Source organism: Bradyrhizobium genosp. L (assembly GCF_015624485.1).
GTDB lineage: Bacteria > Pseudomonadota > Alphaproteobacteria > Rhizobiales > Xanthobacteraceae > Bradyrhizobium.
In genome coordinates this window covers 6,636,171-6,648,372 of record NZ_CP061378.1, presented here as the reverse complement: position 1 = coordinate 6,648,372, position 12,202 = coordinate 6,636,171, and the positions used below count along the sequence as shown (strand labels likewise).

The 12,202-nt window shown below is 65.3% G+C and carries 14 protein-coding genes; 10 read left to right on the top strand and 4 right to left on the bottom strand.

Features of this window, described 5'->3' with window-relative positions; translation table 11 throughout:
- Positions 1 to 88 precede the first annotated feature (88 nt).
- Positions 89 to 1,177, bottom strand: coding sequence for a DUF2855 family protein (locus tag IC762_RS31710; RefSeq protein WP_195786018.1), 1,089 nt, complete (start codon positions 1,175 to 1,177; stop codon positions 89 to 91).
- Positions 1,174 to 1,920 carry a DNA-3-methyladenine glycosylase family protein gene (locus IC762_RS31705; RefSeq protein ID WP_195786017.1) on the bottom strand — a complete coding sequence of 249 codons (747 nt, stop codon included), beginning with the start codon at positions 1,918 to 1,920 and terminating at the stop codon, positions 1,174 to 1,176. The genes IC762_RS31710 and IC762_RS31705 overlap by 4 nt, the downstream gene beginning before the upstream one ends.
- 109 nt (positions 1,921 to 2,029) lie before the next feature.
- On the opposite strand from IC762_RS31705, the gene gluQRS reads away from it, so the two are divergent.
- The gene (gluQRS, locus tag IC762_RS31700) at positions 2,030 to 2,899 is read left to right on the top strand and encodes a tRNA glutamyl-Q(34) synthetase GluQRS (RefSeq protein ID WP_195786016.1); all 870 of its coding nucleotides are present in this window, start codon (positions 2,030 to 2,032) and stop codon (positions 2,897 to 2,899) included.
- A gap of 159 nt (positions 2,900 to 3,058) precedes the next feature.
- Complete coding sequence (locus tag IC762_RS31695) at positions 3,059 to 4,330, top strand: ATP-binding protein (protein ID WP_195786015.1); 1,272 nt, start codon at positions 3,059 to 3,061, stop codon at positions 4,328 to 4,330.
- Here IC762_RS31695 and IC762_RS31690 read toward each other — a convergent pair.
- Positions 4,257 to 5,117 carry a YihY/virulence factor BrkB family protein gene (locus IC762_RS31690; RefSeq protein ID WP_195790376.1) on the bottom strand — a complete coding sequence of 287 codons (861 nt, stop codon included), beginning with the start codon at positions 5,115 to 5,117 and terminating at the stop codon, positions 4,257 to 4,259. The genes IC762_RS31695 and IC762_RS31690 overlap by 74 nt on opposite strands.
- Positions 5,118 to 5,283: 166 nt before the next feature.
- Here IC762_RS31690 and IC762_RS31685 point away from each other — a divergent pair, with 166 nt between their 5' ends.
- The 6 genes from IC762_RS31685 (at position 5,284) to IC762_RS31660 (ending at position 9,547) form a co-directional block, all read left to right on the top strand.
- On the top strand, positions 5,284 to 5,478 hold the full coding sequence (locus IC762_RS31685) for a twin transmembrane helix small protein (RefSeq protein WP_195786014.1): 195 nt from the start codon (positions 5,284 to 5,286) through the stop codon (positions 5,476 to 5,478).
- A gap of 164 nt (positions 5,479 to 5,642) precedes the next feature.
- Positions 5,643 to 6,215 carry a cob(I)yrinic acid a,c-diamide adenosyltransferase gene (locus tag IC762_RS31680; RefSeq protein WP_195786013.1) on the top strand — a complete coding sequence of 191 codons (573 nt, stop codon included), beginning with the start codon at positions 5,643 to 5,645 and terminating at the stop codon, positions 6,213 to 6,215.
- Between the two features lie 118 nt (positions 6,216 to 6,333).
- Positions 6,334 to 7,083: an electron transfer flavoprotein subunit beta/FixA family protein gene (locus tag IC762_RS31675; RefSeq protein ID WP_195786012.1), complete on the top strand. Its 750-nt coding sequence runs from the start codon at positions 6,334 to 6,336 to the stop codon at positions 7,081 to 7,083.
- Positions 7,083 to 8,033, top strand: coding sequence for an electron transfer flavoprotein subunit alpha/FixB family protein (locus IC762_RS31670; protein WP_195786011.1), 951 nt, complete (start codon positions 7,083 to 7,085; stop codon positions 8,031 to 8,033). Before IC762_RS31675 ends, IC762_RS31670 begins: the two co-directional genes overlap by 1 nt.
- 152 nt (positions 8,034 to 8,185) lie before the next feature.
- Entirely contained in the window at positions 8,186 to 9,067 is an 882-nt protein-coding gene (locus IC762_RS31665) for a 3-hydroxybutyryl-CoA dehydrogenase (RefSeq protein WP_195786010.1), read from the top strand.
- Between the two features lie 291 nt (positions 9,068 to 9,358).
- Positions 9,359 to 9,547, top strand: a complete 189-nt coding sequence (locus IC762_RS31660) for a putative motility protein (protein WP_195786009.1) — start codon at positions 9,359 to 9,361, stop codon at positions 9,545 to 9,547.
- On the opposite strand, the gene tlpA is transcribed toward IC762_RS31660, so the two are convergent.
- Positions 9,548 to 10,228 (bottom strand): thiol:disulfide interchange protein TlpA, encoded by a 681-nt coding sequence (tlpA, locus tag IC762_RS31655; protein ID WP_433995864.1) that lies wholly within the window; start codon positions 10,226 to 10,228, stop codon positions 9,548 to 9,550.
- Between the two features lie 115 nt (positions 10,229 to 10,343).
- Here tlpA and argH point away from each other — a divergent pair, with 115 nt between their 5' ends.
- Both argH and lptM read left to right on the top strand, forming a co-directional pair.
- Complete coding sequence (gene argH / locus IC762_RS31650) at positions 10,344 to 11,741, top strand: argininosuccinate lyase (protein ID WP_195786007.1); 1,398 nt, start codon at positions 10,344 to 10,346, stop codon at positions 11,739 to 11,741.
- A 185-nt stretch (positions 11,742 to 11,926) separates the two neighbouring features.
- The gene (gene lptM / locus IC762_RS31645; protein ID WP_195786006.1) at positions 11,927 to 12,196 is read left to right on the top strand and encodes an LPS translocon maturation chaperone LptM; all 270 of its coding nucleotides are present in this window, start codon (positions 11,927 to 11,929) and stop codon (positions 12,194 to 12,196) included.
- The last annotated feature ends 6 nt before the right edge of the window (positions 12,197 to 12,202 follow it).

The window sequence follows — 12,202 nt, the reverse complement described above, 5'->3', positions numbered from 1 at the left end:
TTCTCGTCATCATCGGCCGTCTTGCGGGCGTTGCCGGCAAGCCTATACCCATTCGCAGATGCGCAGAAAGGCCGTGACGAGATGCCGGCTATTCTGCGAGGGACAAGATCAGGCCCTGATCCGGCGGAACGCGACCCTGCAGGGTATCGAGATAGGCCTCGCGCACCGCCGACGGCCCGCGCTGCTCGACCACCTTGATCCAGCCGGGCAGATGCGGCGCGAGTTCGGTCCACGCCGCACCAAAACGCTGTTCGAGGCCGCCTGGTCCCCATTCCTTGGCGCGCTTGCGGATCTGGTCGGGCGCAAAGAACCAGATCGGCTTGGCGCCGGGCAGCGTCGGCTCGTCCGGCTCGCTCGCGCGATGCGTCAACCCGACCCGGCCGGAATAGACCATCTGTGCGCCAAAGTGGCGATGCAGCGTCTCGCGCAGCGCGCTGTTGCCGGCCATGTCGACATAGGCGACCGGCTCCGCCTGCGGCAGCGCCGTGACCTGGTCGTAGGTGACGACCTCGTCATAACAGCCGAGCGATTTGACGAAATCGACATTGCCCTTCGACGTCAGCCCGATCACGCTGATGCCTGGCCGCTTGTGCAGCAGATGGGCGAGGCCGAACGCGGTCTTGCTCGAGGCCGACGACAGGATGACGCGGCGCGCGCCATGGAAATCGTTCTCGGCGAGGAAGTCGTCGACCAGGAACGACAGCATGAACAGCGGCACCATCAGCGCCCGATAGTCGCCCTGCCGGCCGGCATAGCTCGGATCGCCGGAGACGCGCGCGTAATTGTTGTAGACCGGCGAGACCTCCTGCCGATGCGCGGCCGCATCGCGCAAGCCCCGCCTGCTGACATCGGCGGCCTCGATGACGAGATACGTCGCCATCGGAAAGTATCCGAACAAGGTTTCGCCGACGGCGACGTTCGGATGCTTCGAGGCAATCACCTCGCCAAGACCCCAGACCGGGATGATGCCGTGACCATCGGGGGCCGGGAACAGCTGCCAGTATTTGAGCTGCTCGCCGATGACGGCATAGGTGATGTTGTTCGCGGTCAGCGCGAAGCGCGTGACCTTCACCAGCAGCGCCCCGTCCGGCAGCGCCGCGCCGTCGGGCAGCTCGGTCTCGATCACCTTGCATTGCTGCAGGTCGTTCTTGATCACGATGAAGTCGGTCGAGTTCATGGCTTCGCTCCCGGCTTTTTGCGCGCGGCGATCTTTGCCTTGTGCGCGGTGGGTTCTGCAACAGCAACAAAGTTTGAAACATCGTTCGCCTGTGTGTCGCCGGCGATGACGCCCTCGCGCTTCCTCAGCACGCGATAATAGGCCCACCACAGATGCGCGGCGGCGCCGCGCAGCGGCCGCCACGGTTCCGCCAGCGGTGCCATCTGCTTCGGTGTCGGCCGCTCTTTCAGCCCGAGCCCGACCTTGAGCGCTTCCTGCACGGCGAGGTCTCCCGCCGGCCAGGCATCGCCATGGCCGAGACAGAACAGCAGATAGACGTCGGCGGTCCACGGCCCGATGCCAGGCAGCGCGGTCAGCGTGTTGTGCGCGGCGTCGGCGTCCTCATTTGCGAGCACATCGAGGTTCAGCCGCTCCTCGGCAAGCTCGCGCGCGATGTGCTTCAGCGTCTTGATCTTGGCCGCCGACAGCCCGAACCGGCCGAGCCGGTCGGCGCGCGCTTTCCGGATCGCATCATGATGGAACGGATCGAACGCTTTGCTGACGCGGCCCCAGATCGCCGCCGCGCTCGCGGTCGACAGCTGCTGGCCGCAGACGATCGCGGCGAGCCCCGCAAAGCCCGGCTCGCGCTGCCGGATCGCCGGCATGCCGGTCAGCTCGAAGATGGGTCGGAGACGGCGGTCCTGCTCGACCAGCCTGTAAATGGCGTCGTCGAGGTCGGCCTGGGTTTCAAGGTGGATCAGCATTTGGCAATCTGCGTCAACTTGTCATGCGGGCTTGACCCGCGCATCCATCTCCTATCGTAACAGAGTCTCTTCCAGATGGATTGCCGGGTCGAGCCCGCAATGACGCACCATGCCACCTGTCTTCCGCTTCGCGCCGAGCCCGAACGGCTACCTGCATCTCGGCCACGCCTATTCCGCGCTGCTCAACTTCGACCTGGCGCGACAGGCGGGCGGGCGCTTGCTGCTGCGGATCGAGGATATCGACGCGGCGCGCTGCCGGCCGGAATTCGAGCAGGCGATCTATGAGGATCTCGACTGGCTCGGGATTGCCTGGGAAACGCCGGTGCGGCGGCAGTCGGAGCATCTTGCCGCCTATCGCGATGCCATCGACCGCCTGTCGGCGCTGGGCTTGATCTACCCGAGTTTTGAGAGCCGCGCCGAGATTGCGCGGCTGGTTGCCGAAAAGGAAACCGGCGGGGCGTGGCCACGCGATCCCGATGGTGCGCCGCTCTATCCGGGCACAGCGAAATCGCTCTCGGCCGGGCAACGAGAGCGGCTGATCGGGCAGGGCCTGCCGTTCGCGCTGCGGCTCGACACGGCCGCAGCCTGCGCGCGCGCAGGCCGTCTCTCCTGGAACGAGCAGGGCGAGGGCCGCGCTGGCGAGAGCGGCGAGGTGGCGGCCTACCCCGAGGCCTGGGGCGACGTCATCCTGGCGCGCAAACAGACGCCGACCAGCTACCACCTGTCCGTCGTGATCGACGATGCACTGCAAGGCGTCACCGACGTGGTGCGGGGCGCCGACCTGTTCTGGTCGACCAGCGTCCATCGGCTGTTGCAGCAACGGCTCGGCCTGCCCGCGCCGGCCTACCGGCACCACGGGCTGATCCGCGACACGGCCGGCCACAAGCTCTCGAAATCAACCCACGCAACCGGCCTGCGCGAGTTGCGCGCAGAAGGTGCGAGCCCGGCCGATATTCGCCGTCTGGTCGGCCTGACGTAACTGGCCACGACGGAGGTGCGCTCCCTCCCCGCAAGCGGGAGAGGTGCAGCTAGTCTGCCGGGGAAATCCCGTAACCATCAGGTGGTTTGCCGCTAACGTCGCCGTGACTCCGGCACTGCTGGCATGCCATGCTGCCCGGGGGGCGGGGATCACAGTACCATGGCGTTAAAATCGCGCGCGCAGCGCAGTAAACGGCAGCCCAAGCGGACGCCGTCGAAGAAGCGCGCCTCCAAATCACGCGCAGCCAAGGCGGCCGCCACGCCGCGTCGCAAACGGGCCGCGCCAAAAGTCGCGCCGACAGCCAGCAACGGCATGGTCGAGACCGCCTTAGCCGCTTTCGCGCATGAGGTACGGACCCCGCTGACCGGGATTCTCGCGATCAGCAATCTGCTCGCGACCTCCGATCTCGACGAGCGCGAGCGGCGCTGGGTCGACACCATCAGGGCCGGCGCCGAGCACCTGGCGAGCCTGGCGACCCTGTTCGTCGATGCCGCCCGCAGCGAGGGGCCGGGGCTCGAGATCCGGCAGGATTTTTTCGACCTGCGCACGCTGGCGCGCAGTGCCGGCGATTCGCTGGCCGGCCGCGCGGCGGCCAAGGGGCTCACGGCCTCCGTCGAGCTGTCGGAGAAGCTGCCGGCGTTTGCGGTCGGCGATCCCGTCCGCCTGCGCGCAGCGCTAGAGAACCTGATCGACAATGCCGTCAAGTTCACCGACCAGGGCAGCATCGAGCTGCATGTCACGCCGATGCGGGCACCGAAGGGCAGGATCGGCGTCGCCTTTACGATCTCCGATAGCGGCATCGGGCTGTCGCTTGCGGAAGTGAGGCGGCTGTTCCGGCCATTTTCGCAGGCCAATGTCACGATCGCCGCGCGATTCGGCGGCGCGGGCCTTGGCCTGTCCTCGGTCAAGCAGCTCGCGCGCGCGATGGGCGGTGACATCGTCGCGGCCCAGCGCGACGGCGGCGGCACCACCTTCACGCTGAGCGTGGTGCTGGCGCCGGCCGAGGGGCCCGTCAGCATCATGTCCGGCGACCCTGCGGCGCAGGCCTCGCAAGGGCTGCGGCTGCTCAGTGTCGAGGACAATCCGTTCGGCCGTGTCGTGCTCAACACCATCCTGACCGAGCTCGGCCATCACACTGAATTCATCGGGCAGGGCGAGGCGGCGCCCGAGCGGCTCGGGCAGGGCACGTTCGATGCGGTGCTGATGGACATGGTGCTGCCGGGCGTCAGTGGCGTCGAGGCGATCAGGCTGATCCGCGCGCTGCCGCCGCCACACGGTCAGATTCCGATCGTCGGGATCTCGGGCCGGGCCGAGGACGAGGCCGCCGCGCGCGCCGCCGGCGCCGACGCCTTCCTGGTCAAGCCTGTTTCTCCGCGGGCGTTAGCGACTGCGCTGCTTGCAGCGACACACCGCGCGGCAGCCGCGACTTGATGATCGCCGCGTTCAATTCGCCGCCGAACACGAAGATCGCGGCGATGAAGTACATGAACACCAGCGCGATCACCACCGAGGCGAGCCCCGCATACATCGTGACGTAGTTGTTGGCGAAACGCGCCAGATACATGCCGAAGCCGATGCCCGAGAGCAGCGAGGCCACCATGGTGAAGATGATGCCGGGCAGGATCTGCGAGAAGCCGCGGCGGCCGGCCGGCAGCCAGGCATGCAGGATGAACAGCGCGCCGACCAGCGCCAGGATGGTGATGCCGTAGCGGGCGGTGTTGACCATGCTCTCGTTGGATTCGACGAAGAACGGGATATAGCGCCGCGCCGCCTCGATGATCAGCGGACCGAGCACGATCAGGAACGCCATCGCCAGCGAGGTGACGGCTGCGACCAGCGTGTAACCGATCGATTCCAGCCGCAGCCAGTACCAGCGCCGCGGCTCGATCACGGCGTAGGCGCGGTTCAGCGCCACCCGCAGCGCCTCGACGCCGTTGGAGGCGAAATAGACCGCGAGCACGGCGCCGATGGTCAGGATGTCGCCGCGGGTCTTGGTCAGCACGTCGTGGATTTGACCCGACAGCGCGTCGGCGACCTGGTTCGGCCAGACCTGCAACAGCAGACCGACCGCCTGGTCGGCCAGCTCCTTGGAGCCGAAGAAGCCGGCGAGCGAGGTCAGCACGATCAGGAACGGAAACAGCGCCATCAAGGTCGACAGCGCGATGTGGCTCGCGATCGCCCAGCCGTCGTCGGCGAGGAACGTGTAAAAGGCATCCATCACGACGTGGAAGACGTAACGAAGCTGTTTCACATTCCACCCGGCATTGTCGAAATCGGCTCGCTCCGAGGACCGCTCCAGCTTCTGATATTACGCGCCGAAAAGCCAGTTGGTTGCATGGCTCCGCTGTGTGGAAGTCGGCTCAACACGGTGTTATGTACCGTGGATGACATCTGTTCTCAGCACGATCATCCTTCCCATCGCCGTCGGCGCCGTCGCGCTGGTGCTGCTGCTCGGCCTCATCAACATGATGAAGGGCGGCTCGCCGAACACCTCGCAGAAGCTGATGCGGCTGCGCGTGCTGCTGCAGTTCGTCGCCATCATCATCACCATGCTCGCGGTCTGGGCGATGGGGCGGTGAGGCGAGGTAAGCTCTTCACCTCTCCCATGGGGAGAGGTCGGATCGCGTTAGCGATCCGGGTGAGGGGTTCAGGTCCATCGTTAGACCGCAACCCCTCACCCGCTCGCAAAATGCTTGCGACCTCTCCCTCCGGGAGAGGTGTTTAACCAACACCGGAGCCAACCATGGTCGTTCTGAACAGGATCTACACGCGCACCGGCGATGACGGCACCACCGCGCTCGGCTCCGGCGAGCGGCGGCCGAAATACGATCTGCGCATCGACGCCTACGGCACGGTCGACGAGACCAATGCCGCGATCGGCGTGTTGCGGCTGCATCTCGCCGACAGCCCCGAGGTCGACGCCATGCTAGCGCGGATCCAGAACGATCTGTTCGACCTCGGCGCCGACCTCGCGGTGCCCGAACGCGACGGCAAGGCCGAGCGGCTGCGGGTGCTGGAGAGCCAGGTCGCGCGGCTCGAGCGCGACATCGACGGCCTGAACGATCAGCTGGCGCCGCTGACCTCGTTCGTGCTGCCCGGCGGCACGCCCGCGTCTGCATATCTGCATCTCGCCCGCACGATATGTCGCCGCGCGGAGCGGATCATGGTGGAACTGGCGGCCCGGCCGGACGAAAAGGTCAATACCGCTGGCATCCAGTATATGAACCGGCTGTCGGATTTCCTGTTCGTGGCCAGCCGCTTCCAGAACGACAAAGGCGCCCGGGACGTGTTGTGGGTGCCGGGGCAGAACCGCTAGAATGCGTCAAACCCGGGCTGCTGGTTTTTTGCCCTTGGCGCGTTGACCGGGGGGGACGGGACCTTTAGGTTCCGCGCCAGCCAAGCAAAACCCATAAAATCAAAGCGAAAGAGGATCGATGAAGGTTCTTGTGCCGGTAAAGCGGGTCGTCGACTACAACGTCAAGGTCCGCGTCAAGAGCGACGGAACGGGCGTGGAACTCGCCAACGTCAAGATGTCGATGAACCCGTTCGACGAGATCGCCGTCGAGGAAGCGCTGCGGCTCAAGGAAGCCGGCAAGGCGACCGAGGTGGTGGTGGTGTCGATCGGACCGGCGCAGTGCTCGGAGACCATCCGCACCGCGCTCGCGATGGGTGCCGACCGCGGCATTCTGGTCAAGGCCGAAGGCAATGTCGAACCGCTCGGGGTCGCCAAGATCCTGAAGGCGGTGGTCGAGGCTGAGCAGCCCGGCCTCGTCATCCTCGGCAAGCAGGCGATCGACGACGACAGCAACCAGACCGGCCAGATGCTGGCCGCGCTGCTCGGCTGGTCGCAGGCGACGTTTGCCTCCAAGCTCGAAGTCGACGGTTCCGATTTCAAGGTCACCCGCGAAGTCGACGGCGGCCTGCAGACCATCAAGCTGAAGGGCCCGGCGATCGTCACCACCGACCTCCGCCTCAACGAGCCGCGCTACGCGTCGCTGCCCAACATCATGAAGGCGAAGAAGAAGCCGATCGATGACAAGAGCGTCGCTGACTACGGCGTCGACGTGACGCCGCGTCTGGAAGTGCTGAAGACCGCGGAACCGGCGGGCCGCAAGGCGGGCGTCAAGGTGAAGGACGTCGCCGATCTCGTGAACAAGCTCAAGACCGAAGCCGGGGTTCTCTGATGACGACGCTTTTGATTGCCGAACACGACCACGAGACCCTGAAGGACTCCACCAACAAGGCGCTGACCGCGGCGTCCCAGCTCGGCGGTGACGTCCATGTGCTGGTCGCCGGCGGCGGCCAGGGCACCAAGGCGGCCGCCGAGGCTGCTGCCAAGCTTGCCGGCGTCGCGAAGGTGCTGGTGGCCGAAGGTGGCGCCTATGAGCACGACCTCGCCGAGCCGCTGGCGGCGCTGATCGTGGCGCTGGCGCCGAACTACGACGCCTTCGTCGCGCCCGCGACCTCGCGCTTCAAGAACGTGATGCCGCGCGTCGCGGCCCTGCTCGACGTGATGCAGGTTTCGGAGATCATCAAGGTCGTCGCGCCCGACACGTTCGAGCGGCCGATCTATGCCGGCAACGCGATCCAGACCGTGAAGTCCAAGGACGCCAAGAAGGTCATCACGGTGCGCACCTCGACCTTCGCTGCGGCCGCTGAAGGCGGCAGCGCAGCGATCGAGAACGCCGCTTCAGCCGCCGATCCCGGCCTGTCGTCGTTCGTCGGCGAGGAAGTGGCAAAAAGCGATCGTCCGGAGCTGACGTCGGCCAAGATTATCGTCTCGGGTGGCCGCGCCATGCAGAGCCGCGAGAATTTTGCCAAATACATCGAGCCGCTCGCCGACAAGCTCGGCGCCGGCGTCGGCGCCTCGCGCGCCGCGGTCGATGCCGGCTATGCGCCGAACGACTGGCAGGTCGGCCAGACCGGCAAGGTGGTGGCCCCGGAACTTTATGTCGCGGTCGGCATCTCCGGCGCGATCCAGCATCTGGCCGGCATGAAGGACTCCAAGGTGATCGTCGCCATCAACAAGGATGAGGACGCTCCGATCTTCCAGGTCGCCGATTACGGCCTGGTCGCCGACCTCTACCAGGCGGTTCCGGAATTGACCGAAGCGCTCGGCAAGCTCGGAAAATAAGCGACAAGGCACCGGCCGGATGAGTAATCTCCGGCCGGTGTTATTATTTGGGGAAGCGCTTTCCGCGGATTGGGCACCCGGAAGGCTTCGCTTTCGGGTATCGTAGGGATTGGGCAGGCGCGATGTGCGCGCCGTTCCGGTGGATGAACAAGATGACGGTGGTAATCAAGAAGGTCGGCGTGATCGGCTCGGGTCAGATGGGCAACGGGATTGCGCATGTGGCGGCGCTGGCCGGCTTCGACGTGGTGCTCAACGACGTGTCCGCGGACCGGCTGAAATCGGCGCTCGCGACCATCAACGGCAATCTGACCCGTCAGGTCTCCAAGAAGAACATCAGCGACGCCGAGCGCAAGCAGACGCTCGATCGCATCACGTCGGCCGAAACGATCGACGCGCTGGCGGATTGCGATCTGGTGATCGAGACCGCGGTCGAAAAGGAAGAGACCAAGCGCAAGATCTTTCACGATGTCTGTGCGGTGCTGAAGCCCGAGGCGATCGTCGCTTCCAACTCATCGTCGATCTCGATCACGCGGCTGGCGGCGTCGACCGACCGCCCGGAAAAATTCATCGGCATTCACTTCATGAATCCGGTGCCGTTGATGGAGCTGGTCGAGCTGATCCGCGGCATCGCCACCGACGACGTCACCTTCGACACCGCGAAGGCCTTCGTTGCCAAGCTCGGCAAGCAGGTCGCGGTGTCCGAGGATTTCCCGGCCTTCATCGTCAACCGCATCCTGCTGCCGATGATCAACGAGGCGATCTACACGCTCTATGAGGGCGTCGGCAATGTCGAGGCGATCGACGCCGCGATGAAGCTTGGCGCGCATCATCCGATGGGTCCGCTCGAGCTCGCCGATTTCATCGGGCTGGACACCTGCCTGTCGATCATGCAGGTGCTGCATGAGGGCCTCGCGGACTCGAAGTACCGGCCGTGTCCGCTGCTGGTGAAATACGTCGAGGCCGGCTGGCTCGGCCGCAAGACCCAACGCGGCTTCTACGACTATCGCGGCGACAAGCCGGTCCCGACGCGGTAAGCAAGCCGCAGTGAGCCGTCGCTGAGCTGCCTTCACCGTCATCCTGAGGTGCGAGCCTCTTCGGCGAGCCTCGAAGGATGCACGGCCCGGCTGGTGGCCGTCGATCCTTCGAGGCTCGCGAAGTGCGCGCACCTCAGGATGACGGGTCTGGCATGTCAGCCAAGTCTGGCATGTCAGCCAAGGCAATTTGCTGCGCGAAGCGGACACGGTGCGTCAGCCTGACGCGGCCATTCGTTACCCGCCCGTTAACCGTCCGCGCGCTACCCCATACCCGTTCCGGGAGTACCGCGCATGGACACGACGAGCATGGTCACGAGCATCCTGTCGGTGCAGCAGGGCAATTTGCAGAACGAGATCGCGACCCGCCTCACCAAGCAGAACCTCGACGCGGAAAGATCCGCGGTGCAGACCCTGCTCGGCACGCCGTCCACCGCCAATCAAAGTCCCGGCATCGGCGACAATCTCAATACCATCGCCTGATCAAAGCCCGGCCGCGGCCGGCGCCAGTGCCGCCTTCACCAGCTTGAGCGCATCGTCGCTGGCCCATTCGGCGGGGCCGGCGATGTTGGCGATTTCGCAGCCCTTGGCGTCGACGAGCACCGAGGTCGGCATGCCCAGAGCCTTGCCTATGTTCTTAAGGTCCTGAAACACCTTGGCTTTCGCGTCGCTGAAATAGCCGAGATTGGTCAGATTGGCCTCTTTCAGGAAGTTTTTCGGCTTGTCCGGATCGCGGGTGTCGATATTGATCGCGACCACCTCGAAATCCTTGCCGCCGAGCTTGGTCTGCAAGCTATCCAGCGCCGGCATTTCGCGGCGGCAGGGCACGCACCAGGTCGCCCACAGGTTCACCAGCACGGTCTTGCCGCGGAAATCCGAGAGTTTCTTGGGCTGGCCGCTGGCGTCCTCGAAGGCGAGGTCGGGGAGGCGGAGCGGGGTGGTCGCCATGGTCAGCGCCGCGACCTCGCCATGGGCCAGCGGGGCGATCTTCTTGGCCAGATCCACCGCGCCGTTGCAGGCCACGTCGCCGCCGGGCGGGTGCTTCAGGCTGGACACCCCGACATAGCCGAGCACGGCCCCAATCAGCACCGCGCCGATGACGAGCGGAATCCGCCGCGCGGAGGTCGATTTGGGCGGGGTCGTCTCTGGCATATCGTTTGTCATCCCGGGTCAGATATGGCTATGCAATGCCGTGAATTACGGTCGGAACCGCCATGCTGTTTCGCCATTTTGGCGGCAAACCAGCAAGGCTCAAATACAAAGTCGCGAGCGAGAAGTCATGAGCAACAAGATGTGGGGCGGCCGGTTCTCGGAACGTCCCGACGCGATCATGGAGGAAATCAACGTCTCCATCGACGTCGACCGTCACCTTTATGCGCAGGACATCACGGCGTCCAAGGCCCACGCGGCGATGCTCGCCGCGCAAGGCATCATCACCGCGCGTGATGCGAAAAATATCGGCGAAGGTCTAGACACGATTTTGTCAGAAATTGCCAAGGGCGGTTTCGACTTCAAGCGTGCGCTCGAAGATATCCATATGAACGTCGAGTCACGGCTGTCCGAGCTGATCGGTCCTGCCGCGGGCCGGCTGCACACCGCGCGCTCGCGCAACGACCAGGTCGCGACCGACTTCCGCCTTTATGTCCGCGACACCATCGACGAAACGGATGCGGCGCTGGCCGCGTTCCAGCAGGCACTGGTCGCCCGCGCGCTGGAGCACGCCGGCACCGTGATGCCGGGCTTCACCCATCTGCAGACCGCGCAGCCCGTCACCTTCGGCCACCATTTGCTCGCCTATGTCGAGATGGCCTCGCGCGACCGCGGCCGCTTCGCCGACGCCCGCAAGCGGCTCAACGAATCGCCGCTCGGCGCCGCAGCGCTGGCCGGCACCTCGTTTCCGATCGACCGCACGGCGACCGCGAAAGCGCTCGGCTTCGACCGTCCGATGGCCAATTCGCTCGATGCGGTGTCTGATCGCGATTTCGTGCTGGAGACGCTGTCGGCGGCTGCGATCTGCGCGGTGCATATGTCGCGCTTCGCCGAGGAGATCGTGATCTGGACCTCGCCTTTGGTCGGTTTGGTCAAGCTCAGCGACAAGTTCACCACAGGCTCCTCGATCATGCCGCAGAAGCGCAATCCTGATGCGGCCGAGCTGGTGCGCGCCAAGACCGGCCGCGTGATCGGCGCGCTCACCGCGCTCCTGATCGTGATGAAGGGCCTGCCGCTCGCCTATCAAAAGGACATGCAGGAGGACAAGCAGGGCGCGATGGAGGCATTTGCCGCGCTGTCGCTGGCGATCCGCGCCATGACCGGCATGGTCGAGGACCTGGTGCCGGACGCGGCGAAGATGAAGGCCGCCGCCGGCGAGGGCTACGCCACCGCGACCGATCTCGCCGACTGGCTGGTGCGGACCCTGAAAATGCCGTTCCGCGATGCCCACCATGTCACCGGCCGTATCGTCGGCCTCGCCTCGGCGCAGGGCGTGGCGCTGCACGAGCTGCCGCTGAAAGCCATGCAGGAGGTCGAGCCGAAGATTACCGCGGACGCGCTCAAGGTCCTCAGCGTGGAATCCTCGGTGAAGAGCCGGACCTCGTTCGGCGGCACGGCGCCGAAGAACGTGCTGGCACAGGCGAAGAGTTGGGCCAAGCGGCTGGAAAAAGAGCGAAAATTGGGCTGAACATAGCGTTTTCAAGCGAAGTGGGTCCGGTTCGCGTGAAGAAAACGCGTCAGAGCAAGAATCAGAGCCTGTTCCGATCAAATCGGAGCAGGGTCTCGAAATTTCGCAGTGATTTCAGCGCGAACCGGGTCTCGCCAGAGCACGCCAATGTTTGTATGGTGCGGCCCGAATTTGGGGATTTCGTCGTGACCAGCAAGAACCGCCTGACCTCCTCGGGATGGGCCATCATTGTGCTGAGCGTATCAGCGCTCGCGCTCGGCGGCTGCGGCCGCAAGGGGCCGCTCGACCTGCCGCCGACCGCGAACGCCGCCCCGGCGGCCGCGCCCGCGGATACCGAGGCCGAGCGCGCGGCACAGCCCAGCGTGTTCAATCCGACCTACGGATCGGATGCCGGGCCGGCCGCGCCGAAAGGCACGAAGAAGTCCTTTATCCTCGACCCGATACTCGGCAACTAATATCTA

Excerpts from the sequence above, each read along its gene's own strand:
- IC762_RS31710 (WP_195786018.1), bottom strand. The coding sequence starts at position 1,177 with ATGAACTCGACCGACTTCATCGTGATCAAGAACGACCTGCAGCAATGC.
- IC762_RS31705 (WP_195786017.1), bottom strand. The coding sequence starts at position 1,920 with ATGCTGATCCACCTTGAAACCCAGGCCGACCTCGACGACGCCATTTAC.
- gluQRS (WP_195786016.1), top strand. The coding sequence starts at position 2,030 with ATGCCACCTGTCTTCCGCTTCGCGCCGAGCCCGAACGGCTACCTGCAT.
- IC762_RS31695 (WP_195786015.1), top strand. The coding sequence starts at position 3,059 with ATGGCGTTAAAATCGCGCGCGCAGCGCAGTAAACGGCAGCCCAAGCGG.
- IC762_RS31690 (WP_195790376.1), bottom strand. The coding sequence starts at position 5,117 with ATGGATGCCTTTTACACGTTCCTCGCCGACGACGGCTGGGCGATCGCG.
- IC762_RS31685 (WP_195786014.1), top strand. The coding sequence starts at position 5,284 with ATGACATCTGTTCTCAGCACGATCATCCTTCCCATCGCCGTCGGCGCC.
- IC762_RS31680 (WP_195786013.1), top strand. The coding sequence starts at position 5,643 with ATGGTCGTTCTGAACAGGATCTACACGCGCACCGGCGATGACGGCACC.
- IC762_RS31675 (WP_195786012.1), top strand. The coding sequence starts at position 6,334 with ATGAAGGTTCTTGTGCCGGTAAAGCGGGTCGTCGACTACAACGTCAAG.
- IC762_RS31670 (WP_195786011.1), top strand. The coding sequence starts at position 7,083 with ATGACGACGCTTTTGATTGCCGAACACGACCACGAGACCCTGAAGGAC.
- IC762_RS31665 (WP_195786010.1), top strand. The coding sequence starts at position 8,186 with ATGACGGTGGTAATCAAGAAGGTCGGCGTGATCGGCTCGGGTCAGATG.
- IC762_RS31660 (WP_195786009.1), top strand. The coding sequence starts at position 9,359 with ATGGACACGACGAGCATGGTCACGAGCATCCTGTCGGTGCAGCAGGGC.
- tlpA (WP_433995864.1), bottom strand. The coding sequence starts at position 10,228 with ATGACAAACGATATGCCAGAGACGACCCCGCCCAAATCGACCTCCGCG.
- argH (WP_195786007.1), top strand. The coding sequence starts at position 10,344 with ATGAGCAACAAGATGTGGGGCGGCCGGTTCTCGGAACGTCCCGACGCG.